Source organism: Paenibacillus sp. FSL H7-0942 (genome assembly GCF_045040715.1).
In the GTDB taxonomy this organism is placed as follows: domain Bacteria; phylum Bacillota; class Bacilli; order Paenibacillales; family Paenibacillaceae; genus Paenibacillus; species Paenibacillus amylolyticus.
Map to the genome: position 1 here is coordinate 1992198 of NZ_CP150279.1, position 25542 is coordinate 2017739.

The window sequence follows — 25542 nt, forward strand, 5'->3', positions numbered from 1 at the left end:
GAAAACGCATGTATTCTCAATCTTTATCAACTAATGGCGCTTTTATGCAGGAGCAGGATCTGCTGAAGTCGATTCTTGCAGATTTAAGACGAACCTCGCGCGAATATACGACTGCGACAACGGAAGCTTCCTGCCCCATGACACGTCGAATGTTCACAGACCTGACGAACGATACCCTAAGATTACAAGGGGAACTGTTCAATCTGATGCAGCAAAACAACATGTATTCTGTCTCGTCCAAGGCACTTCGTCAGGACGTGGACAAGCAAATTCAGTCCGCCCACCAGACCCAACAAAAGTGTCAGCAATTCATTCAGGAAAAGAATACGCAGAACAGTTCATATAGCCAAGCTCCTAATGTGTCTCAGCATCAACCGAATTACGGTAACCCTTATTACATGTAACCTTTGCAAAAGAGGTTTGAAGCACCTAACGTTACAGGACCATACCACCGCTTGCCTGAATTCAGGGCAGGCGGTCTTTTGTCTATGCATCAACGTCAAATTCATGTAATATAAGTATTAATTCATTTTCAGGAACCTGGATGACGCTGGAGGGAAAACCATGAAAGATTTGAACGATCTGCAATTAAAAGTTCTGGATCTGCTGAAGGAAGACGCGAGAAGGACTCCCGCACTGCTGTCGACGCTGCTGGGGGAGTCGGAAGACAAGATCAAGAACGCCGTGGCACAGCTAGAACAAGACCACGTCATCGTGAAATACGCAACCGTCGTGAACTGGAGCAAAATAGATGATGAAAAAGTAACGGCCCTGATTGAAGTGCAGATCACGCCGGAGCGTGGTCGTGGTTTTGAAGGGATTGCCGAACGTATTTATCTCTATCCGCAAGTAAAGTCCGTATATCTCATGTCCGGTGCATACGATCTGCTCGTTGAAGTAGAAGGTGGCAACCTGCGTGAAGTCGCTAATTTTGTGTCGGAGAAACTGTCTCCGATAGACTCTGTACTTTCAACCAAAACGAATTTTATTCTCAAAAAATATAAGCAGGACGGGATTATCTTTGAAGACCATCAGGAAGACAACCGTCTCATGATCTCGCCGTAAAGGAAGATGTGTCATGATAGTGAATGAACAGACAACCGGGAACAACAAGAAAATGACATCTTATCTGGCACCCCTCGTGCAGCAGATACCTCCATCCGGAATTCGTAAATTTTTTGATCTGGTTGGAGACAACAAGGATATTATCACATTGGGTGTGGGTGAACCTGATTTTGTTACCCCTTGGCATATGCGTGAAGCTTGTGTATACTCGCTGGAAAGAGGTATGACCAGCTACACATCCAACGCAGGTATGCCGAAGTTGAGAGAAGCCATCAGTGAATATCTGGATACTCAGTTTGATACCAAATACGATCCCAAGGATGAGATTATTGTTACCGTGGGTGGCAGTGAAGCGATTGACTTGGCTTTGCGCGCATTAATTGTACCTGGCGACGAGATTCTCATTCCTGAACCTTCGTACGTGGCGTATTCACCAATCGCTTCTATCGGTGGCGGTATACCAGTTGGTGTTGAAACCTACGCGAAAGATCAGTTCAAGTTAACGGCCGAAGCACTTGAAGCTGGTATCACACCGAAGTCGAAAGTGGTTATTCTGTGTTATCCGAGTAATCCCACTGGAGCCATCATGACGTATGAAGAGTGGCTGCCTATTGCTGAAGTGATTAAAAAGCATGATCTGATTGTGATCGCGGATGAAATTTACGCTGAATTGACGTATACGCAAAAACATGTTAGCTTTGCAGCTATCCCTGACATGAAGGAGCGGACCATTCTCGTAAGCGGATTTTCGAAGGCTTTTGCAATGACAGGTTGGCGGATCGGTTACATGTGTGGTCATCCTGAGCTTATTGCAGCCATGCTCAAAATCCATCAGTATACGGTAATGTGTGCGCCGGCCATGGGTCAGGTTGCTGCACTTGAGGCGTTGACAAATGGTTTGGGTGAGAAAGATCGAATGGTAGAATCGTATAATCAGCGTAGACGTTTAATTGTGCAGGGATTCAGGGATATTGGACTTGATTGTCATGAACCTCAGGGAGCATTCTATGCATTCCCGAGCATTCAAAAGACGGGTATGAGTTCAGACCTGTTTGCTGAGCGATTGTTAACGGAGAATAAAGTGGCTGCTGTTCCGGGCAATGTTTTTGGCCCTCAGGGTGAAGGCTTCTTGCGTTGTTCTTATGCTACTTCTGTAACCCAATTAAATGAAGCTTTGGAACGAATCGGAAACTTTGTTTACAAACTGCAAAAAGAGGGTTAATACTAAAGTAGAATCTTTTTACAAATGTGACATTTTTATCATTGAAAAAAATAACTTTCTTTTACAAAATAATGTGATATAATTTCAATTTGAAATAAGTTTTCATAAATTTGGAAACCATTTTTCCAAGGAGGGGTTAGCTTTGTTTTGTGTTGAATATGATTTACCGACGAATCGTGGGCACTATCTGGCAGAAGGCGATCATGGCGACCGATGGTCGGTGAAACCCGATAACGCATCTTTGCATGACATTTCCTTGGAAGATGAAATTCATATGCTTCGTCGCAAGATGGAACAGATCTTCCTCGAAGAGAAATCATTCACATCCGATATTGTAATTGAAATCAGCAGTTTGCTGGATTTAAAGATTAATGAATATATGAAGGCTAACCCGATTAAAGCAAAATAACGTTTATGCTGGATTGAAACGTTTCATTAATCGAATTAGAAAGTAAAGAAAGGGAGACCTGAGAAGGTCTTCTTTTTTTGTGTGTAAAGGCAGGGTGATCCCCCGATAAGCCAGGTTATTTTTTTGCGTGGAACAATTGTGATATATTGGACATAGGAGACTAAAGGGGGAACTGGAATGAAGAGATTTTGGGGGCTTACTGCAATCATTTCTATCGTTTTTCTGCTTGCTGGTTGTGGAGGTAAAGATGGTTTTTCGATTTTCATCATTGATAACCAAGGAAATCCATCTGTAATCTCAGAGCAGTTACAGGCCAATCTGCAACAGAAACTGGGCGAGGAACCCAAGGTAGAAGTGATCACCAGTGCGATGTATGATGTTCAGAAAATTATGGTAGAATATGCGGCTGGAGGACATGATATTTTCATATTGCCTGAATCCGACATGAAACAATACGGAAGTAATGGCTCCAATGTTCCGCTGGATGATACTTTTGATCCCAAGAAGTTTGAACGGGGTGTATTTGAGGGTGGAGTATTGGTAGAGAAGGGTGAAGGAGATGGAGGTTCAGATCTCAAGCAAGAATCACATCTTTACGGCATTCCACTCGAAGATATGAAAATGTTTAAAGATGTAGAATATGCTGCGAGCAATTTGTTCGCCACCATTCCAGTGTCATCTTCCAATGTCGAAGAATCCAAAAAAGTGCTGAAGGCGCTGACAGAGTAAAGAAAATTCAGAATGGCTATGGAAGGAGGGAAGCGGATTGCTGATTACGGTCACAGGCGGCATAGGTAGTGGTAAAACCCGGTTTGCCCTTAAGTACGCAGCCGGGATTAGCCGGGAGGGTGTATATTTATCCACCGGTGATCATGATCCCGTTATTCCCGAATTGCCATCCGCTCATTATCGTGCCATTCATGCCGGGAACGGTCAGCATCTGACAGAGGTGATCACCCAGATTAATCGGGAATCCAATCTGTTTTTGGCGGATCAGCGAATTGTAATTGTAGACAGTCTGACCTCCTGGATGGCTGCCGGTTTCAGGGCAACAGAGGATCTGGATCATCAGCGTTCAGAGACACAGCTTTTGCTTGATGCATTATTGTCTTATCAGGGGAAGTTGCTTGTGATTACCAATGAAATGCATGGCACATTGCATCCTACCGAGGAAGAACGAATATTTACAGCGAGAATGGCTTCGGTTAATCGGATGCTGCAGATACATGCTGAAAAGATGTACTTGCTGGTATCTGGTCTGGCTATCGATCTTAAGAGTCAGGGCATGCGAAATGAAGATGAACGATAGCGAGATGACATAAACGGGTGACATAAAGAAGCCTCCTTAACCACGAATTGGTGGCGAGGAGGCTTTATTTATTAAGCTATCCTTTTTATTTCTGCTTTTTGCTACGTCTGATCCACCAGATGATACATCCGATGACAATGATGGCCAGAATGACATACACTACAATGGAATAGACGTCCATAAAGTGCAAAATGCTCTCCCATGATGCGCCAAGCGCAGCACCAACGCAGACAAGAATGACATTCCAGATCAATGTACCAATGGTTGTAAAGAGAAGGAATAAACCAAATTTCATATTGGACATGCCTGCGGGAATGGAGATAAGACTACGAACGAGGGGAACCATTCGGCAGAATAATACGGTCCACATGCCATATTTGTCAAACCATGCATCGACACGGTGAATATCCTCTTTTTTGATGCGCAGAACATGTCCCCAGCGTTCCACAATTTTCTCAAGGCGTTCGACGTCAATGAGTAAACCAATACCATACAGGATCACAGCACCAAAGACAGAACCAATAGTTGCGGCGATAATAACTCCTGGAAGAGTGAGACTGGTATAGGTGGTCATGAATCCGCCAAACGGCAAGATGATTTCGGATGGAATCGGGGGAAATACGTTCTCAAGAGCAATAATGAGTGCAATGCCTATGTAGCCGTATTGTTCCATGAAATCGGTTATCCAGTTTTCCATAATCGTCTCCTTTACTTTTGGTTTCCTTTGATTTGTCGTATACTCGGCAGAGCACACCAATTCTTATATACGTGTAAAGCGATAGACGGGTTTCTGAAAAAATGGCATTCCCGTATTCATTATTATATTACCAATTGGAGGGATAACGATGGGCATATATACACGAACAGGTGACGAAGGACAGACTTCGGTCATCGGTGGACGCGTCATCAAGGATGATGACCGAGTTGAGGCTTATGGCACGATTGATGAATTGAACTGTTTTGTAGGCCAGGCGATCAGCCTTATTGACTCTGCTCAAGGGGAATTTGAAGATCTGCGTGAACATCTGCTGGAAGTTCAGCAGGAACTGTTTGATTGCGGGTCGGATCTGGCCTTTGTGAAGATTAGTGAGACCAAATATAAGGTGAGAGATGAAATGGTCACACGTCTGGAACAATGGATCGACCAGTATGATGCAGAGAACCCAAAAGTGGAACGGTTCATTATTCCTGGTGGCAGTCAGCTGTCTTCTGCTCTTCATGTGTGCCGTACTGTATGTCGTCGCGCAGAGCGTCGCACGGTAACACTTGGACAACATACAGATATTAATCCGTCTGTACGACGGTATCTAAACCGACTGTCTGATTATTTCTTCGTGGTTGCACGGACGGCCAACGCGAGACAACAGGTGGCCGATATTGAATATGTGCGGAGCAAAAAAGTCTTCCGCCGCAAAGAATGAGCCAGTATTATTCGCCGATTGTCTACACGGTGACCGAACAAGAAGATGGCTGGCTGCTGAAGACCGTGCTTCAGCGGCGGCTGCTGGTGTCGCGTAAGCTTTTGTCCAAAATTAAGCTGACGGAGCAAGGTGTCATGCTTAATGGAGAGCGCGTGTACATTAGCGTCAAGGTAGCTGCGGGTGATGTCGTTGAAGTTCGGATGGAGCAAGAGGAATCGGATGATATTTTGCCCGAGCCTATTCCATTTACCGTTCTGTATGAAGATGAGCACTTGCTTATTGTCAACAAGGATGCGGGCATCATCGTTCATCCGACACATGGACATTATACAGGTACTTTGGCAAATGGCGTTGTTCATTACTGGAAAACCAAGGGCGAGCGCTTTCGGTTTAGACCGATTCATCGCCTTGATCAGGAAACGTCAGGTGTTCTCGCCATAGCCAAGAACCCTTATGTCCATCAACATGTCTCTGAACAGATGATTGCAGGAACAGTGGACAAGAAATATATTGCACTTGTGCACGGCAGTCCTGTCCCGGAACAGGGGGCAGTAGATGGCCCGATCGATCGCGATCCTGAAGAGCCACACCGCCGAATCGTAACACCTGATGGCTACGCTGCAAGAACGTTGTACACGACCGTAACACGTTGGTCAGGGGGCAGCGCCAGTGCGATAAGCCTCAAGCTGGAAAGTGGCAGAACCCATCAGATCAGGGTACATATGACGTCCATCGGCTGCCCGTTGATAGGTGATCGAATGTACAAGACACTACCTGTGCATGAGATCGATGAGCAGACCATGGCTGTTCGAGAAGAACGGGACAGCTGGATCGAACGCCAGGCATTACACGCTTGTGAGCTGACGTTTGAACATCCAATTCTAAAGGAACGCATAACGTTCCAAGCTCCTTTTCCAGCAGATATGGCCGCGCTGGAGCAACGTTTGAATGATGAGGCAGCTCCCAGAGAAGAACTGTAGGAAGCTGCGACGAGTCCCTTAGATCTGCACCTCGTATCGCAGTTTCCTGCACGGCCTGTCCTGTTTGGAGTTCAACGCTGTTTGTCTTACCCTTGTGAGGGATGCTTAATGCACCCGAACAACATGCCGTAGGCTAATCATTATGGTTTAATGTATTGATGTTTACCAATTTGATGTTAAATATTTCAAGAATTCAAATTTCAAAAGCTTTTAAGGATACAAAAGTTGTGAGATTTTGACCCAAAAAAATATAGCGAATGTGTTTTGATCTCATTCGCAAAAGTCAGTAAAATTACATGGCGATGGTATCGATTTGGAGCGACTTTTGGATTTGCGAAGCAAACCAAGGGAAGCGAGAAGTCGAAACCGGAGCAGAGGAGGAACACATACATGAGTAACTTAAAAGTATATCAATATGCCAAATGCGGCACATGCCGCAAAGCTGTAAAATGGCTTGAAGCTCAAGGACATGAGCTGGAGTTAATCCCTATTTTTGACTCACCGCCTTCAGAATCTGAACTAACAGAACTCATCCAAAAGAGTGGACTGGAAGTGAAAAAGTTCTTTAATACGAGTGGGGAAGTGTACAAAGAACAACAACTGAAGGACAAACTTCCGGGAATGTCAGCTGATGAACAGATTCGTTTATTGGCTTCCAATGGTCGTCTGATCAAACGTCCGATCGTTACGGATGGAGAAAAGGTGACGGTTGGATTCAAGGAAGAAACGTACGAGCAGGAATGGAATAACGCATAAACGCGCTGAATATCAGCCTTGAATTGTTCAAAATTCAGGGCTTTTTTGGCTGAACGATGGTTGGCGGAACTATGCTATAATGATAGAATTAGTTTCGATATTTTATATGCTAGATTTAGATAGGAGAGAACAAATTCAAGTGAATCAACGTAATGAACCTACTTTGTTGCTGGTAGACGGTATGGCGGTGTTGTTCCGTGCTTTTTATGCGACATCTGCAAGCGGATATATCAGACGTACAAAGGCAGGGTTGCCTACCAACGCAGTCTACGGATTTATCCGTTATTTCTGGGATGCGGTTCAGACTTTTGGGCCAAGTCATGTCGTATGTTGTTGGGATATGGGCGGTAAGACGTTCCGCGGTGAAGAATATGCAGCTTACAAAGGCAACCGAGCTGAAGCTCCGGATGACCTGATTCCCCAGTTTGCTCTGATTCGTGAAGTCATGGATAGCCTGGGTATTCCGAATATAGGTGCACAAGGATTCGAAGCCGACGATTGCATCGGGACGCTTGCGAAGTATTATACCGAAGAGACCGATATGAATGTTATGGTACTGACGGGTGACCACGACATGTTGCAACTGATCAATGACCGCACAAGTATCATTATTATGAAAAAAGGCCATGGCAACTACATGGTGTACAACCCTGAAACGCTCATGGCAGAGAAACAACTGACACCTCGTCAAGTGATTGACATGAAGGGTCTGATGGGAGATGCCAGCGATAATTATCCCGGAGTACGGGGGATTGGTGAGAAAACAGCGTTGAAGCTTGTACAGGAATACGGCTCCATTGAAGGGATTCTGAGCAACATGGATAAACTGACCCCTTCGGTGCGTAACAAGATTGAGAATGATCTGGACATGCTTCATCTGTCCCGCAAACTGGCAGAGATTCATTGTGCTGTTCCGGTTGCCTGTGCGCTGGATATCTGTGAATTGCGTCTTGATCCGGATATGGTGATGGACAAGTTTGAACAACTTGAGATGAAGAGCCTTGGCTCTTGGATGGGAGTGGCAATAGGGTGAGCAACATGCAGAACGTACGAACAGGTAAAAAGTGGTGGACAGGGGCTATGGCCCTCGTCCTGGCCTTGCCCGTAATTCTTTCGGGAGCAGTAAGTGCACCACAGACAGTGGATGCCAAAGCAGCAATTAGCACCAAAGTACAGAAAGTAAAAGCAGCAGGACGTAATTTTACCGTACAGACCGTTTCGATTCCAAAGGGAACACCGGTTACCGTGGGACTCGCGAAGAAGCAAGTTGGTCAGACGGCAACATTGCCATCGATTGTGAAAGCCTATGGTGCGCAAGCAGCCATTAACGGAGCATTTTTTGAAGCATATAACGGAGCACCAGATCCATACGGTATGTTAATAGCAAATGGTAAGGTCATACATATTGGAAGATACGGAACATCCATCGGATTTAAGGAAGACGGCTCGGCGATCATGGATTCACTTCAGGTGAGTTTGACAGGTAAAGTAACGGATACAAAAGGTAAATCACGCAGTTGGTATGCGACCTTTATTAATCGAACACCTTCAGCGAACGCAAGCATTACGATGCTGTATACGCCTGAACGAGGTGCCACAGTCGGGTTCAAAGGTGGCACTGCGGTTGTTATGGAGAAAGGTATCGTGACCAAAAAAGTGCCTAATACAAATGTAGCGATTCCTAAGAATGGCTCGGTACTGGTCTTCACAGGTAACCAGAAGTCTTCTTCGGATCGTTTCACCGTTGGTTCGACCGTAGAAATGAATTATAAGTATACGAACGCAGCAGGCAAAGAGATTCCTTGGCAAGATGTAGTGACTGCTGTGGGAGCAGGGCCACGTCTGGTGAAAGACGGCAAGGTAGCTGTCAATCCGACGAGCGAAGGTTTCAAGGATGCCAAGATTCTTAACGCTTCCGGAGCCAGAAGTGGTATCGCGATCATGGCGGATGGTTCTGTTATGCTGGCTACCGTTTCCGGAGCAACAATCAAGGAGTGGGCAGCGGTGATGCAGAAGCTTGGTGCCAAACAGGCCATGAATCTGGATGGTGGTGCATCCTCAGGTATGTATGCCGGGGGCAAAATGCTGACTTCACCAGGCCGGCTCTTGAGTAATACACTCGTATTTGGCGGCTCTGTGCGTTAAAAGAAAGTGATTATGGGAGGTAGACGCAAATGACACTCACATCTGATCGAAAGCCAGGGGAGGGCAATACAGCTGTTCTGGCCATTAATGTAGGACTGCCGCAGCCGCTCCCTGGACAGAAGCGTGAAGTGCTGAGCGGCATTGTGAAACATCCTGTATCCGACGCGGTTTTCCTGTCATTCACTGGAATGACAGGGGACGCGCAGGCGGATCTGGTGCATCATGGCGGCCCTGACAAAGCCGTTTGTGTATACGATTACAGTCGTTATCCGGCGCTGGAACAACTGATGGATCGCAAGCTGGATTGGGGAGCTTGTGGAGAAAATCTGACAGTTGAAGGCTGTGCCGAAGAAGACGTACGGATTGGTGATGTGTACGAGTTGGGCGAAGCCACAGTGCAGGTCAGTCAGCCCAGACAACCTTGCTTCAAGCTGGGTGCGAGGTATGACTATAAGGAGCTGCCTGTTTATTTTCAGGAGAGTGGATATACCGGCTTTTACTTTCGTGTACTGCAAGAAGGTGAGGTAAGGCCTTCATCGATATTTCGACGGATCAGCACCGATCCAGCCTCAATGACGGTTCTTGAAGCCAATCGAATCATGCATCAGGGGAAAGAAAATGTCGAAGGTATTCAGGCGTTGCTGGCCATTCCTGCGCTGTCAGACAGCTGGAGGCAAACGTTAATGAAACGATTGTCAAAGCTGGAGAACAAGTAGCAGGGTAATTATCGTGTCATCAAGTAAAGCAATTCGAATTCCTTTTTAAACTAACTTGGGAGTGTGACTAACATGACGATCTTAGGCGCAATTGAAGCAGGCGGAACCAAATTTGTATGTGGTATTGGCACAGAAAACGGAGAAGTTCTGGAACGCGTAAGTTTTCCAACAACAACACCGGAAGAGACCATGGCTCAAGTGATTTCATTTTTTGAAGGCAAAGGCATTGAAGCTCTGGGTGTAGGTTCATTCGGTCCGATTGATCCGATTGAAGGAAGCCCAACATATGGCTATATCACAACAACACCTAAACCACATTGGGGACAGTATAACGTGATTGGCAAGCTCAAGGAGCATTTTGATGTGCCGATGACATTTGATACGGATGTGAATGGTGCGGCACTTGGAGAAGCAACCTGGGGCGCTGCACAAGGTCTTGAGAGCTGTCTGTATATCACTGTGGGTACAGGTATTGGTGCAGGTGCTGTGGTTGGCGGTAAAATGGTCCATGGATTGTCACATCCAGAGATGGGACATATCATTGTACGCAGACATCCGGAGGATACATACGAGGGTTTCTGTCCGTATCATGGTGACTGCCTCGAAGGCCTTGCAGCAGGACCGGCCATTAACAAACGTTGGGAGCAACCGGCTTATGAACTGCCTGCAGATCATAAAGCTTGGGAGATCGAAGCACATTACCTGGCACACGCCCTGATGAACTATGTTCTGATTCTCTCTCCGCAGAAAATTGTCATGGGTGGCGGAGTAATGAAGCAGGAGCACCTGTTCCCGATGGTTCGTAGCAAACTGCAGGAGTTGCTGGCTGGATACGTTCAGCATCCGGCACTTCAATCCGACATTGACCAGTATGTTGTTTCACCAGGACTTGGTGACAATGCGGGTCTGTGTGGTTCACTGGCGCTTGCCAAGTTGGCATTGAATAAGTAGGTCATTAAGGGATTGACGAATTTTACCATTGTGGTATGATATGGGAAACAGCATAGTACGGTTAATGAGGAAGCACCTCTCTTGCATGGATTTTGCAGGAGGGGTGTTTTTTTTGTGCTGCCTATAGGTAGTATCTCTAACTCGTATAAGCTGAATATTCAAAGGGAGGGAACGAAAATGGAAGTCATTTTCATGAACAGATTGTCCAGAATGTCAGATCAGAATGCAGAGTATGCACAGTTATGGATTGGGGAAGAGGAAGATAGTTGGCAGCTGGGATGGAGTCGCTACGAGGAAGGAGAGCGTGAGGACAGCATCTGGTATGAAGGGACTTCTTGGGAGGAGCTGCTTCATATTTACCGTCATCAGCTTGCCATACAGATGAGTGAGGGGTACCGACCGCAGTTGCAGGGGTTATTTCACGAGAATGATGATCTGAAGTCACGCAGTTATGGTGGACAGCGGCTCCATTGTTACAGTGAGTTATACGGCAATGAGCAGTTATATACGGATCTGTGCACATGGCGCAGGAAGAGAGCTGTGTCTGACCGGAAGGCACCGTATTTTATTGCAACGAATCGTCTGCTGCGTTTGATCAGTGCCTTTGTTCCGCAATCGCTGGATGAACTGATGCAACTGCCGGGCGTAGGGGAGAGCAAAGCAACCGAGTATGGTGCGGAATGGATGGAGATTACAAACGGGTTGGAGCGTTCAACGACATTCCCGCTGGACTGGGTATACACGGCGCTGAAGGAAGAAGAGTATGAGAGCTGGTTATACAAGCAAAGAGAGCAGAAGTACAAGCAGGAACTTGATAAGTTTACCACGCGTAAGCAGGTGCTTGAAGGCATGAAGGAAGGGTATACATTAGAGGAGATTGTTAATCGATCTGGATTATCCCGACGCGAGTTGGTTGAGCTGTTAGAGGCACTGGATCACGAAGGTTATGACACCGATTGTCTTCTTGATGTGGAGCTGGCAGTGATGCCAGAGAACGAACAAGAGGCCGTATGGAGTGCGTATGAGGAGCTGGGAGATACGTTCCTGAAGCCAGTATTACATAAGGTGTATGGAGGAGAGAAACCCGATGGAGGAAGTCTGGAGCAGGTCTATGAAAGACTGCGCATGATTCGAATCCGCTTCCGTCGGCACGCAGAGACAGAGAAGAATGTTGGTTAATAATCAGAAATGAAAAAAGACGAGGCGTTTCTCCCGGAGGAGCGCTTCGTCTTTGTTATTTCATACGAGTTCATACCCAGTCTTTCTTGCGGAAAATGAAGAACATGCTCAGGCCCAGGGTAACCATTAGGCCAATCACAACAAAATAGCTGTATTTCCAGTTAAGCTCTGGCATGTTCGTAAAGTTCATGCCGTATATACCGGTAATGACCGTCAGCGGCATGAAGACCGTGGTAATGGCGGTAAATACACGCATGATCTCATTCGCCCGGTTCGCAATACTGGATTGGTAGGCTTCTCGCAAGTTGCCCATCAGGTCGCGATAAGTCTCAAAGGTTTCAGATATTTTTACAGCATTCTCATAGATGTCACTGAAATACTTTTGCAGTTGATCATCGATGAGACGCAGATCTTTTTTATTCAAGGTGTTAATGACCTCTTTCTGAGGTCCAAGGACTTTTTTCAGCCACAGAATCTCACTGCGTAGCCCGATAATTTCATTCAGATGTGACTTTTTGGTGTGCATCAGAATGTCTTCCTCAAGCTTCTCGATCCGTGCTTCAATTCGGTCACCTACGGTGAAATAATTATCAACAATCAAGTCAACCAGCAAATACAGCAGACGATCCGGTGTACTGATTTCCTGTTCCCACAGGATGGGTTTCAGTGTGCGCAATTCGCTGACCTTGTGCTTGGTAACACTAATAATGAAATGTCTGCCGAGGAATAAGTTGACCGCACGTAGAAATATCTCTTCATCATCAAAACGGATGCTATTAATCACAATAAAATAATGGTTCTCATAAATTTCAATCTTCGGACGTTGTTCTTCGTCACTAAGACAGTCTTCCACAGCCAGATCATGCATCAAGAACAGCGGCTGAAGTACCGCCAAATCGTCTATGTCTGCATCAATCCAGTAAAATCCTTCCGCTGGTGGAGTCAGCGCCTGCTGAATGTCGTCCACCGGAATAAATACACCGTTGTTTACCAACCGGATTTTCATCGTTAATCTACTCCTTCTGCACCCGCCAACTTGGCGGATATTATCATTATGGGCGCAAAAAGAACAAATCAGCCGGTCGGCAGCGGAGCCTGGAGATCAGGGCTGCGTTCACTATATAATCAAACGGAAGTCACGTCCCGCTGCCGGCATGCTGATGTTAATTCTTTATGCAGTTTGTCGGAATTCGGCTGCCAGTCAGGCCTCGGGTCGCCATCCATTTAATATGTCACCTCTCACATAAGGGTTTATAACACCTTGTTTAGTATACCGCTGGTACAAGGTGCTTTCAAGCGCAAAAATGTGTCTATTTCGCGCCCTGAGGCAGTGTATGACAACGGATGATGAACGGTTCCGATCTGGGAAGCAGACATCGAACTGCAACTTGACGTGAGGGCATTAATGTAATAAAGTAGACGGTGAACCAGATTTAATTACAATCTAATACAGCGAAATCTTATCAAGAGTAGGTGGAGGGACTGGCCCGATGAAACCCGGCAACCGGCGGTATACCGCACGGTGCTAATTCTTGCAGCGACTAAGTGTCAGGTGGCACTGTTGTAACTGAGAGATGAGAGAGGCGCATATCTATTTTACATATGACCTTTCTCGAAATCCGAGGAAGGTCTTTGTCATATGCCCCGACTTCTCAGCAGTGATTTTCGCTAAGGAACTTGAGGTTGTTTGTAACGTTGGATGAAAGAGCAATTCAATGTTTTTACAAGCTCAAGGCAGTCTATAACTGTATTGATGTGAAGACATCAAGCCAAGGGTGGCTGCATCTATCTATGCACAAGGAGGAGTTAGACTTACTATGCCAATCAAAATACCCGATACTCTACCAGCAAAAGAAGTACTTGAAGGAGAGAATATCTTCGTCATGGATGAAACTTCTGCATATCAGCAGGATATTCGTCCACTCCGTATCGCTATATTAAACCTGATGCCCACAAAGGAAACGACCGAAACACAATTGCTTCGTCTGGTGGGAAACACGCCTATTCAGGTGGATGTCGTTCTCGTACATCCCAAATCCCATACGTCGAAGAATACGTCTCAGGAGTATTTGGATCTGTTCTATAAAACCTTCGATGAGATTGAGCACCGCCGTTTCGATGGAATGATTATTACGGGTGCCCCGGTGGAACAGATGGATTTCGAAGACGTGAACTATTGGAATGAAATCCAGGAGATCTTCGAATGGACTAAAACCAATGTGACTTCAACCCTCCACATATGTTGGGCTTCCCAGGCAGGTTTATACCATCATTTTGACGTACCCAAGGTTGCACTTGATGAAAAGTGTTTTGGCGTTTTCCCACATACCATCAATAAACCACATGTTCCATTGTTGCGTGGATTCGATGAAGTATTCAACGTTCCACATTCCCGTCATACGGAAGTGAGACGCGAAGATATTGAAAAGAATGAGAATTTAGAGATTTTGGCTGAATCTGAGGAAGCGGGGATCTTCCTGGTTGCTACCAAAGACGGCAAACAGATTTTTGCCACAGGACATGCCGAGTATGACCCGTTCTCATTAAAGTGGGAGTATGACCGGGATGCAGCCAAAGGTTTGGATATCGCATTGCCTAGGCATTATTATCCGAATGACGACCCTTCTCGTGTGCCACCAGCTACTTGGCGCGCTCATGCCAACTTATTATTCTCTAACTGGCTCAATTACTATGTGTATCAAGAAACACCTTACGATATTGGCCCGCAAATCTAATCGAGATTACAGGAGGATGCAGCAATGGAAGACAACAACAAGTTGAAAATCGAAAGCCGCTTAGCACAAATTGGGTCCATTAATGAACCGGTAACAGGCGCCATTAACTTTCCGATCTATCAATCCACTGCGTTTCGCCACCCGAAGCTTGGACAAAGCACGGGGTTTGATTATATTCGTACGACTAATCCAACCCGTAAAGTATTGGAAGAAGCCGCCGCAGCGCTGGAGTCCGGTGATGCAGGGTTTGCCTGTAGCTCGGGAATGGCCGCGCTGCAAACGATCTTCGCCATGTTTGGTCAAGGGGATCATCTGATTGTATCGCTGGATCTGTATGGTGGAACCTATCGTCTGCTGGAACGTATTCTGTCCCGTTTCGGCGTAACTGCAAGTTATGTGGACACGAATGACCTGGCAGCACTGGAGAAGGTTCGTCAACCGAATACAAAAGCTGTATTTATTGAGACACCAACCAACCCACTGATGATGATCACCGATGTGGAAGCCGTTGCTTCCTGGGCGAAAAGTTACAACCTGTTGACCATTGTTGACAACACGTTGTTGACTCCATTTTTCCAACGTCCGATTGAACTGGGTGCCGATATCATCATTCATAGCGCTACCAAATATCTGGGCGGACATAATGATGTGCTCGCCGGACTAATTATTACCAAAGGTGAGGCGTTATCTGCTGAGATGGCGTTCCTGCATAATTCCATTGGAGCGGTATTATCTCCAAGTGACTCCTACCAGTTGATGAAAGGTATGAAAACGCTGGCTCTTCGCATGGAGCGTCATGAGCACAATGCACTTACTATTGCTAAATACTTGCTTGAGCACCCAGCGGTGGTTGAAGTGTATCATCCAGGTCTATCTGATCATCCGGGGTATGAGATACAGAACAAACAATCCACGGGTAACACAGGTATCTTCTCTTTCAAAGTGAAGGATGCACGTTATGTTGAACCGTTGCTACGTCATATCCAACTCATTGCTTTTGCCGAAAGTCTCGGCGGAGTTGAATCACTCATGACTTATCCGGCAGTACAGACTCATGCGGATATTCCGCTTGAAATTCGTGAAGCCGTAGGTGTGGATGACCGTTTGCTCCGGTTCTCCGTAGGCATTGAACATGCGGATGATCTGATTGCAGATCTCGGCAATGCTCTGACAGCTGCACAACAGGAAGTGGAAGGAGGCGTGCACTCATGAGTGAGTCCAACAACAAGCCCAATTCCGAGTTGAAATTTGATACCAAATTGCTCCATTTTGGCGATGAGATTGACAAAACGACTGGAGCCTCCAGTGTACCGATCTACCAAGCATCAACATTCCATCATTTTGATATCTTCAATCCGCCTCAACATGATTACAGTCGTTCGGGTAATCCGACACGTCAGGCTCTGGAAGATTACATCACATTGCTGGAGGGCGGCGCACGAGGCTTTGCCTATTCTTCGGGGATGGCTGCGATCTCAAGCGTGTTCATGATGTTCTCTGCAGGGGATCACATGATTGTAACGGAAGACGTATATGGAGGTACGTATCGTTTGCTTACTTCCATATTAAGCCGTATGCAGATCGAGACAACCTTTGTAGACATGACCAATATAGATGAAGTAAAAGCGGCACTCAAGCCAAACACTAAGGCAGTTTATATGGAAACACCGTCCAACCCTACACTGCGAATTACGGATATCGCTGCCGTAACTGACTGGTCGAAGGAACATGACCTGATCACAATTCTGGATAACACCTTTATGACACCGTACTATCAGCGTCCAATTGAGCTTGGTGTGGACATCGTCGTACATAGTGCTACGAAGTTTCTCGGAGGTCACAGTGATGTACTGGCAGGGTTAGCGGTTGCTCGCACGGAATCACTTGGCGTACAACTGAAACAGTTGCAAAATGGACTTGGAACTGTACTGGGGGCACAAGAATCCTGGCTTCTGATGCGCGGGATGAAAACCTTGGGTGCTCGCATGGCTCATAGTGAACGGAGCACAGCCAAACTGGCGGCATGGCTTAATGAGCGCAGTGATATTACTGCTGTCTTTTACCCTGGACTGGAGGATCATCCGGGCCGTGAGGCACATGAGCGCCAGTCCACAGGATATGGAGCTGTCGTTTCTTTTGACGTCGGTTCAGGTGATCGTGCAAAAGCAGTTCTTAACCGGGTGAAGCTACCTATTGTTGCTGTAAGCTTGGGAGCTGTGGAGAGTATTCTGTCCTACCCAGCGATGATGTCTCATGCGGCAATGCCGGCTGAGGTTCGCCGTGACCGTGGCATTACAGATGGGTTGCTGCGCTTCTCCGTAGGTCTGGAAGATATCGAAGATCTCATTGTAGATTTGGAACAAGCACTTCAGGAATCCTAACAAAAGTGGATGCCCGAATACGCCGATGCGTATCACTTAATCTCGAACTAATTCTTTTCCATATGTAAAAATTTTTACTTATTTTTAAAGCACCTGTACATAAGGTGCTTTTTTTCACATGTAACCTGTGTTACGATATGTGGAGTACAGAAATACGATGTTGCCACCAGAACTTGCTTCTCTTGAACAAGTTGGGACGGATCGTTATATAATTTCTCTTCATGAGGGAGGCTTTTTTACGATGAGTACGGTAGACCGTATCTTAGATAAAGCCCTTCGGGGCGAACGTTTGGACTTGGAAGACACGATTCAGCTATTTGAATCCAATGAAGTGGACAAAATCGGGGCAGCTGCTAATGTCATTGTGAAACGCATGCACCCTGAACCATACAGAACATTTGTAATTGGGCGTAACGTCAACTACACAAACGTGTGTGATGTGTACTGCCGTTTTTGTGCTTTCTACCGCAGACCTGGTTCGGATGAAGGTTATGTGCTTCCAGACGAAGTTATTTTCCAGAAGATTCAGGAAACAGAAGATGTGAATGGTACCGAGATTTTGATGCAAGGTGGAACGAATCCAAACTTGCCTTTCAGCTATTATACAGACCTGTTGAAAGCCATCAAAGAGCGTTTCCCAAACATCACGATGCACTCTTTCTCCCCAGCGGAGATTATGAAAATGGTTGAAGTATCCGATGGCCTTACATTGGAAGAAGTTGTTCGTGCCATTCACGAAGCTGGACTGGATTCCTTGCCTGGTGGCGGTGCCGAAATTCTGGATGACCGCACACGTCGGAAAATTAGCCGCTTGAAAGGCTCATGGCGCGATTGGATGGACGTTATGCAAACTGCACACCGCATCGGTATGAACACCACGGCAACGATGGTTATCGGACTTGGTGAATCGATGGAAGAGCGTGCATTACACTTGCTCCGTGTACGTGAAGCTCAGGACGAATGTATTGCGAACAAGTATGACTCCGAAGGTTTCCTGGCGTTTATTCCTTGGACTTTCCAGCCGGATAATACAAACCTCAAGCTGGAGCGTCAGACTCCAGAAGAGTACTTGAAGACTGTAGCCATCAGCCGCCTAGTACTTGATAATATCAAGAACATTCAATCCTCTTGGGTAACGATGGGTCCTGAGATCGGTAAGAAGTCGCTTGAATTTGGCTGTAATGACTTCGGTAGCACGATGATTGAAGAGAACGTTGTATCTGCTGCTGGTGCAACATATAAAGTTAACATTGAATCCATTCTCCGTTTGATTCGGGAGTCCGGTTATATCCCGGCACAACGTAACACCCGATACGAGATTGTGCGCATGTTCGACGAAGAGAATGCCGTACATGAAGATTTCGTAATGCAGAACTAATTCTAATTAATTCAATACTACTCTTTATAAACTTTGATCGTTAGATAAGTATTTATGAAGCCAAGCCCGCTGACTACTCCGTTTGGAGAGACGGCGGGTTTTTTGATTTCTTTCTGCGGTTCGAGGTCATCAAACAGTACATGTTACGCAATTGGCGATATTTTATATTGAAATTGAACTGTTACAATGAAAGGGAACTTGTGTAGTCAGACACGCTGGAAGGGGTTAAACCGATGAAGAGAAGAATACTTGGCAAGACGGAACTGGACGTACCTGTATTGAGTTTTGGAGCATCCTCACTCGGTTCTGTATTTCGTGACATTGACCGGGACGAAGGGATTCGCACTGTACATGCAGCCGTAGATGCGGGGATGAATTACATAGACGTTTCGCCTTACTACGGGCTGACAAAAGCGGAGTCCGTGTTGGGTGAAGCCATCCGTAGCTTGCCGCGCAGTTCATATATGTTATCAACCAAAGCCGGACGGTATGGGGAAAATGAGTTTGATTATTCACGTCAGCGGATTCTGGATAGCGTGCAAGAGAGCCTGGATCGACTGCATACAGACTATATCGACATTCTGTTCCTGCATGATATTGAATTTGTGCCAGCAGAGATCATCGTAGAAGAAGCCTTTCCAACGTTGCTGCGTCTGAAAGAGCAGGGAGTTATACGACATGCGGGCATTTGTGGATTGCCCTTACCGTTGTTCGAGAAGGTTCTGCCACAGATCGATGCGGATGCGATCATCTCGTATTGTCATTATTCATTGAATGATACCTCATTATTATCGTTATTGCCCCTGTTGGAAAAAAAAGAAATTGGCCTCGTCAATGCTTCGCCTCTTTCTATGGGCTTGTTGAGTACCCGAGGGGCTCCTGCCTGGCATCCGGCAGACAATCGGGTGAAAGAGCTCTGCCTGAAGGCTGCCCGCTTCTGTGCAGAACAAGGTAGTGACATTGCCAAGCTGGCCGTGCAATTCTCCACATCGAATGAACGAATTCCGACAACACTGGTGAGCAGTGCCAGCCATCGCAATATCCTCAATAATGCAGCCTGGATAGAGGAACCGTTGGATCAGAGCCTGCTGGATGAAGTGCTGCGCATTCTGGCTCCATTGCATAACGAGACATGGTCAAGCGGACGACCTGAATATAATACGAAGCCAAGCAACACGTCAGCAGAAGCATCCAAGGGGGAGCAACGATGAGAGCCATTGTATGTGAAGAAATAGATCAATTGAAGCTCCAGGACCTGCCTCAACCAGAACGAGCAGAAGGAGAGGCGTTGGTTGCCATTCGGCGGATTGGGATCTGTGGAACGGATCTGCATGCGTACAAAGGCAATCAGCCATTCTTTACCTATCCTCGTGTTCTGGGTCATGAACTGGCGGCTGTTATTGAAGAAATCGGTCCGAACGAGGCTGGGTTACAGCCTGGGGATCAGGTAAGTATTATTCCGTATCTGCACTGCGGTCACTGTATTGCATGTCGCAGTGGAAAAACCAATTGTTGTGCGTCCATGCAAGTCATGGGTGTGCACGTAGACGGAGGCATGAGAGAAAAAATCAGCGTGCCTGTCTCACATCTGCTCTCAGCAGAGGGTTTGACACTGGATGAGACGGCAATGGTAGAACCATTAAGCATTGGAGCCCATGCCGTCAGAAGAGCAGGAATTAAACCTGGTGAGCATGTGGTTGTGATTGGAGCTGGCCCCATTGGATTGGGTGTGATGGCATTCGCCAAACAGGCTGGAGCGCGTGTTATTGCCGTTGATCGTAATCTGGACAGGCTGGAGCTTAGCCGGACTTGGGCTGGAGCGGATGACCTAGTACAGGCCAATGAACATACTGTACAACAAGTGGCTGAAATTACGGGAGGCGACTATGCTACAGCTGTCTTCGATGCAACAGGTAACGTGAATTCCATGAATGAGGCCATTCAATATGTGGCGCATAGTGGTCAACTCATTTTTGTTGGACTGGTGAAAGCGGATATTACCTTTCATGACCCCGAATTTCACAAGCGGGAGATGAGTATCCTGGGCAGTCGAAACGCAACCCGTGAAGATTTTGAACAGGTCCTGTCGACCTTGCGTCAAAAGAAACTAAGTATGGATGGGTACATCACACACCGAGTGGAATTTAATGAGCTACCTACGGCAATAGACCAATGGCTTTTGCCAGATTCACATGTAGTCAAAGCCATCGTTGAACTATAATAACAATTAATTATAATAACAGAAAAAAACGCTCTCTGACCTTGGTGGACAATACTGTTCATCCATAGGGTAAGAGAGCGTTTTTTTATTTTTCCGGATTCGTTACAATACCCGCATGTGGATCAATGTGACGCACAATGGACTTCAACCAGATCATCTCCAGCACATGTACCTCATAATAAAGTGCACCCGGGATTTGCCTGATCCATCCTTCCGCCATCGCGAGTTGTGTTGAGTCAGAAGTGGCTTCCAGAATTCCAGGTTCACGGCGTAGCCGTTTGCGTACAGCTTTTTCAACTTGAGAGCTTTGTGTGGTCAATATGCATACTTTGCGTTTGGAAGAGAAGCCCCTGAACGCAATGTACACCATTTCATAAGCAATAAGGTAGGCGATTACGGAATACATCGCTTGGTCCCAGCCAAAGACAACACCAGCGGCTGTCAGTATCAACAAGTTAAGAAGCATGATTATTTTTTCGATAAGCATCCGTTTTCCGCTAAACACACGTTCAGGTGGGCGGGAAGACGGATCACCGATTTCCAGCGTATCCAGTGTCCCGCCATACCGTACGACGAGCCCAATTCCGAGTCCGAGGCATAATCCGCCAAACATGGCGGCAGCCAGCGGATGCTCTACAAGTGGCGGCATGGGATGAAGCACAATGGCACCGATCGAAAAGACAACCAGACCTAGAACAGTAACCAGTACAAATTTCTTCTGCACAATCTTGTAAGACAGAAATATAAACGGCACATTGAATAAAAATAGGAACAATCCAATCCTCATTTCGGTCCAGTGGGCGAAGAGTGAGGAAATGCCTGTAATGCCTCCAATAATAATCTTATTGGGGTGTAAGAACAATTCAAGTCCCACGGAGGCCAGAATTCCGCCCGCAATAACGAGAAACAGGTTTAACCAGCGGCGGGTAGACGATATCCTGGTCTTGGCGGTGTTTGGCACCGGATTAGCCGATATCAGAGGTGCTTTCATAGGTCATCCTCCTTAGTGCGGCTTTCGAGCCATTCTCCCTGGGTTAGTCACAGAAAGATCGGCGTAAGAGCCGCGAAGTACGTTAGTATGTCTGTTCTGTACAGACATAGGTGTTATCCTTCTTTCTGCAGCACCTTTGGTTCTTCTTTCTTTTTCCGAGGATCTTTGAACTTGAATATTTTATCCAATAAACGGAATACATGTTTGGACTCTTTGGTTAATAAAGGACCCAGAATGGCCAGAATTAGGACATACAGCGCGGCAAACGGTTGAATCATTGGCAACAGTCCCCCGGCTTTACCCATGTTGGCCAAGATAATGGAAAATTCACCCCGTGACACAATGGTTAATCCAATATTCGCCGATGCTTTGGGTGAAAGTCCTGCACTGCGCCCGGCCAGCATACCCGCCAGGAAGTTACCGAACAATGTAATAACAACTGCAATCAGAGCTAACCATACGGCATCGCCACCCAAGGACAACGGATCAATGGACAATCCAAAGCTGAAGAAGAAGATGGCTCCGAAGAAGTCACGGAACGGTAGAATCAAGTGCTCAATCCGTTTCGCATGTTCTGTTTCAGCAAGCACCAGACCAACCAGTAATGCACCAATCGCTTCGGCAACATGAATAGTTTCAGAGAAACCAGCTACCAGGAACAAGGCTCCAAATACAACGAGAGAGAATAGTTCATTCGATCGAATTTTAAGCAATTTGTTTAGTAGCGGTGTTGCTTTGCGTCCAAGGATAATCACGATAAGCATGAATCCGAGGGCAATAAGTGCGGACATGATGACGCCTCCGATGGAGGATGAATCACTAAGCACAAGTCCGGACAAGATCGAGATATATACAGCGAGGAATACATCTTCGAACATAATAATACCCAATATCATCTCTGTTTCCGGGTTGGCCGTTCGTTTCAAATCAACGAGTACCTTGGCCACAATGGCACTGGAAGAGATGGTAGTTATACCTGCGATAATAAGTGCTTCTGCAACTGGGAAACCGGACACAAAACCGAATATTAATCCCAGCGTAAAGTTAATGCCGATGTAGATCGAGCCGCCAACTGCAATAGAGCGACCCGATTTAATTAAACGACCTACCGAGAATTCAAGTCCAAGGTAGAAGAGAAGGAACAGGATACCGATCCGACCCATAAATTCAATAAAAGGCTGACTCTCAATAAAACGGAAGTCCAGATGCCAGATTTTCATGGCATGTGGCCCCACGGCCATCCCGATCAGAATATAAAATGGAACGACCGAAAATCTTAGTTTTGCCGATAAAAGGCCGGCTGCTGCAATAAGCACAAGGGCCAGACCTACTTCGAATATCAAATGATCCATCTATTTACCCCCTTCCAGTCAGGAGGAGGGATTTAAACAGTTTCTGCTGATTGCGTTCGCCAACGGCTACCACCGTGGATTCTGCACTGATAACTACCTCCGGACCTGGGCTGATATGTTTTTTGTGATTTTTCTCTACAACGGCGATAACCGTTGCCCCAGAGTTTTGACGTACGTCCAATTCACCGATGGATTTACCGATACTTCCGAAGGATGGTTCGATTTTGTACCACTCGATAATCAGGTCGTCAAACGTCACTTCAATATTTTCAAGCTGTTTTGGTTTGTAAGTTAATCCGCCAACAATAGCAGCAATCTGTCGTGCTTCGTAATCGTCAAGTGTGATCATCGAGATGCTTTGATCGGGATCATCATACTCGAAGTGGTACATTTCCCGGCGACCGTCATCGTGAATAATAATGACAATTTTATCACCGCTGCTTGTTTCAATCTGAAATTTTTTGCCGATTCCCGGCAAGTCTGTTTCGCGTACATCCATGGATTGTTGCCTCCTTATAATTAGGGGCTGGCCATAGAAGACAGGCTTATTTCCCGAAAATGATTAATCTGCTGCTCAAGGGAACATCAAAAGATGCGGGTAAACAGAGCCAGAAATTCCTGACACAGCCATATGATTTGAATTTGTCGGTGTGGGTACAACAAAAATAGGTACTGTCATAAACATGGGTTTATCTAACGTGTGCTAAAAGGGTTATAAGTTATGCACAAGCGCACCGTCTTTAATTACAGAGGTGTCTTCATGCAAAAGCAACCTGTAAATACGTCGTAACGGCTAGTGAAGAGCGTTCACGTATTTTGGTGCTATAGGGGTGAGGGATACATACATGCTGGTAAACTTAATAGGTAGCAGAAATAATCTGCGTTTAAACAGACAATACCACGGTTTAAAGGACAGACCCGTTGTAGGGATTCGCAGCATCAATAACAATGCGAGGACAAGAAAGACAGGCTTATTATGCGTAACCGCAATCAGCTTGGACATAACTTGTGGATATTTGCGAATGACAGGTTTCTGCTGGGATTCGGGTATTTGCAACAGCACTTCCTTGTTGGAAGTTGCTTCTACAGACACCCCAACGGCAGATTCGGACTGCATCGGAATAGGGAAGCACAAGGCTTGGAAAACGCACAAAATGATAATGATAGTGTAGTGGAGTATTCTAGGTTGTTGTCTCATTCTGGCTTCCCTCCTTTCCCGTGAAATATACTGTTATTAAAATAATAACACATTTTTGTCTTAACTCCAAACCTCTTTATAATATACTGAGAAATCATGACACGCTTTCCATCAATCCGCTTCGTATATCCCCATCGGCCTTGCCATATACTTTGAACAGGAAGGAAAGGAGTGATTCTTGTGGAACTGTTTGCTGTATGGACCGATGTATCGGGGCAAGAGGAAGCGGATCAATTTTATCGTTGTGTCAAGGAAAAAACCAAAGGTTTACATATAAGTAAAAGAGGATTTCGGCTCACCTTCAAACATAATGATGGAAGAGCAACCTGGGTGTGCAGAGGGAATGAGAATCACGAAGACTTCCAGCAATGGCTTCCCCGGATCAGTGATCTGCTCTCCCTTGGACTCGCCGACTTCATTATGGAGACACAAGAACGGAGCATGGTGGAGGATATGATCGCCAAGGCGTGTTCTGTCATGGATGAGCATGAGGTGGAAAAGGTCAATCGAATCTGCATGCCACTTCTATTAAATGGTGATCTGGATCAGCCCGGACTTCGAGAGCGCCGTCGTACTACGTTAGCCAGTGGACTACGGCAGGACCTGGAGGATGTTCACTTTTTTCACCTTGAAGGCATTATCAACTTCCGCATACGGCCATATAAGCAGGAGCTTCAGGAATTAGTGGAGTATGCGCTGGATGAGTTCTGGATGGATCGGCAGTATGAAGAGTTTATGGGGCTGTTGAAATATTTTGTGTTTTTTCAAGAAGCCAAAGTACCTCTGGTTCATCTTGTACACAAGGGAATGCATGAATTTCAGGTCCTGGATGCTGGACTTAATCTGTTACCCGTGCAAAAGGATGAACAGGTCGTTGTGGAAATGCCGGGTCTGGAACTGGAGATGGATATTGAAGATATGATTGTAAGTACACTCATCTCAATCTCTCCTGAGAAGGTCATGCTCCATACACGCACCCCGGATCTGCCAATCATCTCGACCATATGCCAGATCTTTGAAGACAAAGTGCAAATATGTCATCATTGCCCGGAATGCGAAGTGCTGCGCTCAGGATTGTTGACAGGTCTTGACGCAAGTGATCTCGGCAATTATAATAACTGTTGATCCATGAA

Annotated in this window: 27 protein-coding genes and 1 riboswitch; of the genes, 21 read left to right on the forward strand and 6 right to left on the reverse strand. The window is 46.2% G+C overall.

All coding sequences use genetic code 11. The annotated features are described in order from the left end of the window. The first annotated feature begins 8 nt into the window (after nt 1-8). The 6 genes from MHI48_RS09070 (at nt 9) to MHI48_RS09095 (ending at nt 4005) form a co-directional block, all read left to right on the forward strand. Nucleotides 9-404, forward strand: a complete 396-nt coding sequence (locus tag MHI48_RS09070) for a spore coat protein (protein WP_036669796.1) — start codon at nt 9-11, stop codon at nt 402-404. 160 nt (nt 405-564) lie between these two features. Continuing rightward, a complete protein-coding gene (locus tag MHI48_RS09075; RefSeq protein WP_024628343.1) occupies nt 565-1065 on the forward strand; it encodes an Lrp/AsnC family transcriptional regulator in 501 nt (166 codons plus the stop codon). Nucleotides 1066-1078: 13 nt separating this feature from the next. Beyond that, the gene (locus MHI48_RS09080; RefSeq protein WP_036610094.1) at nt 1079-2287 is read left to right on the forward strand and encodes an aminotransferase class I/II-fold pyridoxal phosphate-dependent enzyme; all 1209 of its coding nucleotides are present in this window, start codon (nt 1079-1081) and stop codon (nt 2285-2287) included. A 187-nt stretch (nt 2288-2474) separates the two neighbouring features. After that, entirely contained in the window at nt 2475-2696 is a 222-nt protein-coding gene (locus MHI48_RS09085) for an aspartyl-phosphate phosphatase Spo0E family protein (protein ID WP_179198508.1), read from the forward strand. Between the two features lie 177 nt (nt 2697-2873). Beyond that, on the forward strand, nt 2874-3425 hold the full coding sequence (locus MHI48_RS09090; protein ID WP_017689626.1) for a hypothetical protein: 552 nt from the start codon (nt 2874-2876) through the stop codon (nt 3423-3425). A 37-nt stretch (nt 3426-3462) separates the two neighbouring features. Then, nucleotides 3463-4005: a bifunctional adenosylcobinamide kinase/adenosylcobinamide-phosphate guanylyltransferase gene (locus tag MHI48_RS09095; RefSeq protein ID WP_017689625.1), complete on the forward strand. Its 543-nt coding sequence runs from the start codon at nt 3463-3465 to the stop codon at nt 4003-4005. An 85-nt stretch (nt 4006-4090) separates the two neighbouring features. Here the strand turns inward: MHI48_RS09095 and MHI48_RS09100 are convergent, their stop codons facing one another. After that, nucleotides 4091-4702 carry a DedA family protein gene (locus tag MHI48_RS09100; RefSeq protein ID WP_405143743.1) on the reverse strand — a complete coding sequence of 204 codons (612 nt, stop codon included), beginning with the start codon at nt 4700-4702 and terminating at the stop codon, nt 4091-4093. A 148-nt stretch (nt 4703-4850) separates the two neighbouring features. Here MHI48_RS09100 and MHI48_RS09105 point away from each other — a divergent pair, with 148 nt between their 5' ends. From MHI48_RS09105 to MHI48_RS09140, 8 genes are all read left to right on the forward strand, one after another. Beyond that, the gene (locus tag MHI48_RS09105) at nt 4851-5426 is read left to right on the forward strand and encodes a cob(I)yrinic acid a,c-diamide adenosyltransferase (RefSeq protein WP_036610088.1); all 576 of its coding nucleotides are present in this window, start codon (nt 4851-4853) and stop codon (nt 5424-5426) included. Beyond that, complete coding sequence (locus MHI48_RS09110; protein WP_036669800.1) at nt 5423-6406, forward strand: RluA family pseudouridine synthase; 984 nt, start codon at nt 5423-5425, stop codon at nt 6404-6406. Before MHI48_RS09105 ends, MHI48_RS09110 begins: the two co-directional genes overlap by 4 nt. 390 nt (nt 6407-6796) lie before the next feature. After that, entirely contained in the window at nt 6797-7162 is a 366-nt protein-coding gene (locus tag MHI48_RS09115; RefSeq protein ID WP_017689621.1) for an arsenate reductase family protein, read from the forward strand. 139 nt (nt 7163-7301) lie between these two features. Then, a complete protein-coding gene (locus tag MHI48_RS09120) occupies nt 7302-8195 on the forward strand; it encodes a 5'-3' exonuclease H3TH domain-containing protein (RefSeq protein WP_017689620.1) in 894 nt (297 codons plus the stop codon). Nucleotides 8196-8200: 5 nt separating this feature from the next. Further along, nucleotides 8201-9307: a phosphodiester glycosidase family protein gene (locus MHI48_RS09125; protein ID WP_152417041.1), complete on the forward strand. Its 1107-nt coding sequence runs from the start codon at nt 8201-8203 to the stop codon at nt 9305-9307. Between the two features lie 29 nt (nt 9308-9336). Continuing rightward, nucleotides 9337-10023: an MOSC domain-containing protein gene (locus MHI48_RS09130; RefSeq protein WP_051449669.1), complete on the forward strand. Its 687-nt coding sequence runs from the start codon at nt 9337-9339 to the stop codon at nt 10021-10023. 72 nt (nt 10024-10095) lie between these two features. After that, complete coding sequence (locus tag MHI48_RS09135) at nt 10096-10974, forward strand: ROK family protein (protein ID WP_047842269.1); 879 nt, start codon at nt 10096-10098, stop codon at nt 10972-10974. Nucleotides 10975-11151: 177 nt separating this feature from the next. Then, entirely contained in the window at nt 11152-12153 is a 1002-nt protein-coding gene (locus tag MHI48_RS09140) for an HRDC domain-containing protein (RefSeq protein WP_036669802.1), read from the forward strand. Nucleotides 12154-12223: 70 nt separating this feature from the next. Here MHI48_RS09140 and corA read toward each other — a convergent pair whose 3' ends face one another. Beyond that, nucleotides 12224-13159 carry a magnesium/cobalt transporter CorA gene (corA, locus tag MHI48_RS09145; RefSeq protein WP_036669804.1) on the reverse strand — a complete coding sequence of 312 codons (936 nt, stop codon included), beginning with the start codon at nt 13157-13159 and terminating at the stop codon, nt 12224-12226. A 451-nt stretch (nt 13160-13610) separates the two neighbouring features. Next, nucleotides 13611-13734, forward strand: a riboswitch (SAM riboswitch). Nucleotides 13735-13970: 236 nt separating this feature from the next. Here corA and metA point away from each other — a divergent pair. The 6 genes from metA to MHI48_RS09175 all read left to right on the forward strand — a co-directional run bounded on the left by metA (nt 13971) and on the right by MHI48_RS09175 (nt 20868). Beyond that, complete coding sequence (gene metA, locus MHI48_RS09150; RefSeq protein ID WP_036610071.1) at nt 13971-14888, forward strand: homoserine O-succinyltransferase; 918 nt, start codon at nt 13971-13973, stop codon at nt 14886-14888. Between the two features lie 24 nt (nt 14889-14912). Continuing rightward, entirely contained in the window at nt 14913-16100 is a 1188-nt protein-coding gene (locus MHI48_RS09155; RefSeq protein ID WP_036669806.1) for a PLP-dependent transferase, read from the forward strand. Then, nucleotides 16097-17269 (forward strand): PLP-dependent aspartate aminotransferase family protein, encoded by a 1173-nt coding sequence (locus MHI48_RS09160; RefSeq protein WP_036669808.1) that lies wholly within the window; start codon nt 16097-16099, stop codon nt 17267-17269. Before MHI48_RS09155 ends, MHI48_RS09160 begins: the two co-directional genes overlap by 4 nt. 241 nt (nt 17270-17510) lie before the next feature. Beyond that, entirely contained in the window at nt 17511-18647 is a 1137-nt protein-coding gene (gene mqnC, locus MHI48_RS09165; RefSeq protein WP_036670972.1) for a cyclic dehypoxanthinyl futalosine synthase, read from the forward strand. A 233-nt stretch (nt 18648-18880) separates the two neighbouring features. Then, the gene (locus MHI48_RS09170) at nt 18881-19858 is read left to right on the forward strand and encodes an aldo/keto reductase (RefSeq protein ID WP_036669811.1); all 978 of its coding nucleotides are present in this window, start codon (nt 18881-18883) and stop codon (nt 19856-19858) included. Further along, nucleotides 19855-20868, forward strand: a complete 1014-nt coding sequence (locus tag MHI48_RS09175; RefSeq protein WP_036669813.1) for a zinc-binding alcohol dehydrogenase family protein — start codon at nt 19855-19857, stop codon at nt 20866-20868. Before MHI48_RS09170 ends, MHI48_RS09175 begins: the two co-directional genes overlap by 4 nt. An 85-nt stretch (nt 20869-20953) precedes the next feature. On the opposite strand, the gene MHI48_RS09180 is transcribed toward MHI48_RS09175, so the two are convergent. The 4 genes from MHI48_RS09180 to MHI48_RS09195 form a co-directional block, all read right to left on the reverse strand. After that, nucleotides 20954-21859, reverse strand: coding sequence for a YitT family protein (locus MHI48_RS09180; protein WP_051447155.1), 906 nt, complete (start codon nt 21857-21859; stop codon nt 20954-20956). Between the two features lie 113 nt (nt 21860-21972). Continuing rightward, nucleotides 21973-23211 (reverse strand): cation:proton antiporter, encoded by a 1239-nt coding sequence (locus MHI48_RS09185; RefSeq protein ID WP_036610060.1) that lies wholly within the window; start codon nt 23209-23211, stop codon nt 21973-21975. Between the two features lie 4 nt (nt 23212-23215). Beyond that, on the reverse strand, nt 23216-23710 hold the full coding sequence (locus MHI48_RS09190; RefSeq protein ID WP_036610059.1) for a cation:proton antiporter regulatory subunit: 495 nt from the start codon (nt 23708-23710) through the stop codon (nt 23216-23218). Between the two features lie 294 nt (nt 23711-24004). After that, entirely contained in the window at nt 24005-24409 is a 405-nt protein-coding gene (locus tag MHI48_RS09195; protein WP_051447154.1) for a hypothetical protein, read from the reverse strand. Between the two features lie 171 nt (nt 24410-24580). Here MHI48_RS09195 and MHI48_RS09200 point away from each other — a divergent pair, with 171 nt between their 5' ends. After that, entirely contained in the window at nt 24581-25534 is a 954-nt protein-coding gene (locus MHI48_RS09200; RefSeq protein WP_051447153.1) for a putative sporulation protein YtxC, read from the forward strand. Nucleotides 25535-25542 lie beyond the last annotated feature (8 nt).

What these genes read in the sequence shown, in the direction of transcription:
- MHI48_RS09070 (WP_036669796.1), top strand. Translation starts at nt 9, where the DNA reads ATGTATTCTCAATCTTTATCAACTAATGGCGCTTTTATGCAGGAGCAG.
- MHI48_RS09075 (WP_024628343.1), top strand. Translation starts at nt 565, where the DNA reads ATGAAAGATTTGAACGATCTGCAATTAAAAGTTCTGGATCTGCTGAAG.
- MHI48_RS09080 (WP_036610094.1), top strand. Translation starts at nt 1,079, where the DNA reads ATGATAGTGAATGAACAGACAACCGGGAACAACAAGAAAATGACATCT.
- MHI48_RS09090 (WP_017689626.1), top strand. Translation starts at nt 2,874, where the DNA reads ATGAAGAGATTTTGGGGGCTTACTGCAATCATTTCTATCGTTTTTCTG.
- MHI48_RS09100 (WP_405143743.1), bottom strand. Translation starts at nt 4,702, where the DNA reads ATGGAAAACTGGATAACCGATTTCATGGAACAATACGGCTACATAGGC.
- MHI48_RS09105 (WP_036610088.1), top strand. Translation starts at nt 4,851, where the DNA reads ATGGGCATATATACACGAACAGGTGACGAAGGACAGACTTCGGTCATC.
- MHI48_RS09110 (WP_036669800.1), top strand. Translation starts at nt 5,423, where the DNA reads ATGAGCCAGTATTATTCGCCGATTGTCTACACGGTGACCGAACAAGAA.
- MHI48_RS09115 (WP_017689621.1), top strand. Translation starts at nt 6,797, where the DNA reads ATGAGTAACTTAAAAGTATATCAATATGCCAAATGCGGCACATGCCGC.
- MHI48_RS09125 (WP_152417041.1), top strand. Translation starts at nt 8,201, where the DNA reads ATGCAGAACGTACGAACAGGTAAAAAGTGGTGGACAGGGGCTATGGCC.
- MHI48_RS09130 (WP_051449669.1), top strand. Translation starts at nt 9,337, where the DNA reads ATGACACTCACATCTGATCGAAAGCCAGGGGAGGGCAATACAGCTGTT.
- MHI48_RS09135 (WP_047842269.1), top strand. Translation starts at nt 10,096, where the DNA reads ATGACGATCTTAGGCGCAATTGAAGCAGGCGGAACCAAATTTGTATGT.
- MHI48_RS09140 (WP_036669802.1), top strand. Translation starts at nt 11,152, where the DNA reads ATGGAAGTCATTTTCATGAACAGATTGTCCAGAATGTCAGATCAGAAT.
- corA (WP_036669804.1), bottom strand. Translation starts at nt 13,159, where the DNA reads ATGAAAATCCGGTTGGTAAACAACGGTGTATTTATTCCGGTGGACGAC.
- metA (WP_036610071.1), top strand. Translation starts at nt 13,971, where the DNA reads ATGCCAATCAAAATACCCGATACTCTACCAGCAAAAGAAGTACTTGAA.
- MHI48_RS09155 (WP_036669806.1), top strand. Translation starts at nt 14,913, where the DNA reads ATGGAAGACAACAACAAGTTGAAAATCGAAAGCCGCTTAGCACAAATT.
- MHI48_RS09160 (WP_036669808.1), top strand. Translation starts at nt 16,097, where the DNA reads ATGAGTGAGTCCAACAACAAGCCCAATTCCGAGTTGAAATTTGATACC.
- mqnC (WP_036670972.1), top strand. Translation starts at nt 17,511, where the DNA reads ATGAGTACGGTAGACCGTATCTTAGATAAAGCCCTTCGGGGCGAACGT.
- MHI48_RS09170 (WP_036669811.1), top strand. Translation starts at nt 18,881, where the DNA reads ATGAAGAGAAGAATACTTGGCAAGACGGAACTGGACGTACCTGTATTG.
- MHI48_RS09175 (WP_036669813.1), top strand. Translation starts at nt 19,855, where the DNA reads ATGAGAGCCATTGTATGTGAAGAAATAGATCAATTGAAGCTCCAGGAC.
- MHI48_RS09180 (WP_051447155.1), bottom strand. Translation starts at nt 21,859, where the DNA reads ATGAAAGCACCTCTGATATCGGCTAATCCGGTGCCAAACACCGCCAAG.
- MHI48_RS09185 (WP_036610060.1), bottom strand. Translation starts at nt 23,211, where the DNA reads ATGGATCATTTGATATTCGAAGTAGGTCTGGCCCTTGTGCTTATTGCA.
- MHI48_RS09190 (WP_036610059.1), bottom strand. Translation starts at nt 23,710, where the DNA reads ATGGATGTACGCGAAACAGACTTGCCGGGAATCGGCAAAAAATTTCAG.
- MHI48_RS09195 (WP_051447154.1), bottom strand. Translation starts at nt 24,409, where the DNA reads ATGAGACAACAACCTAGAATACTCCACTACACTATCATTATCATTTTG.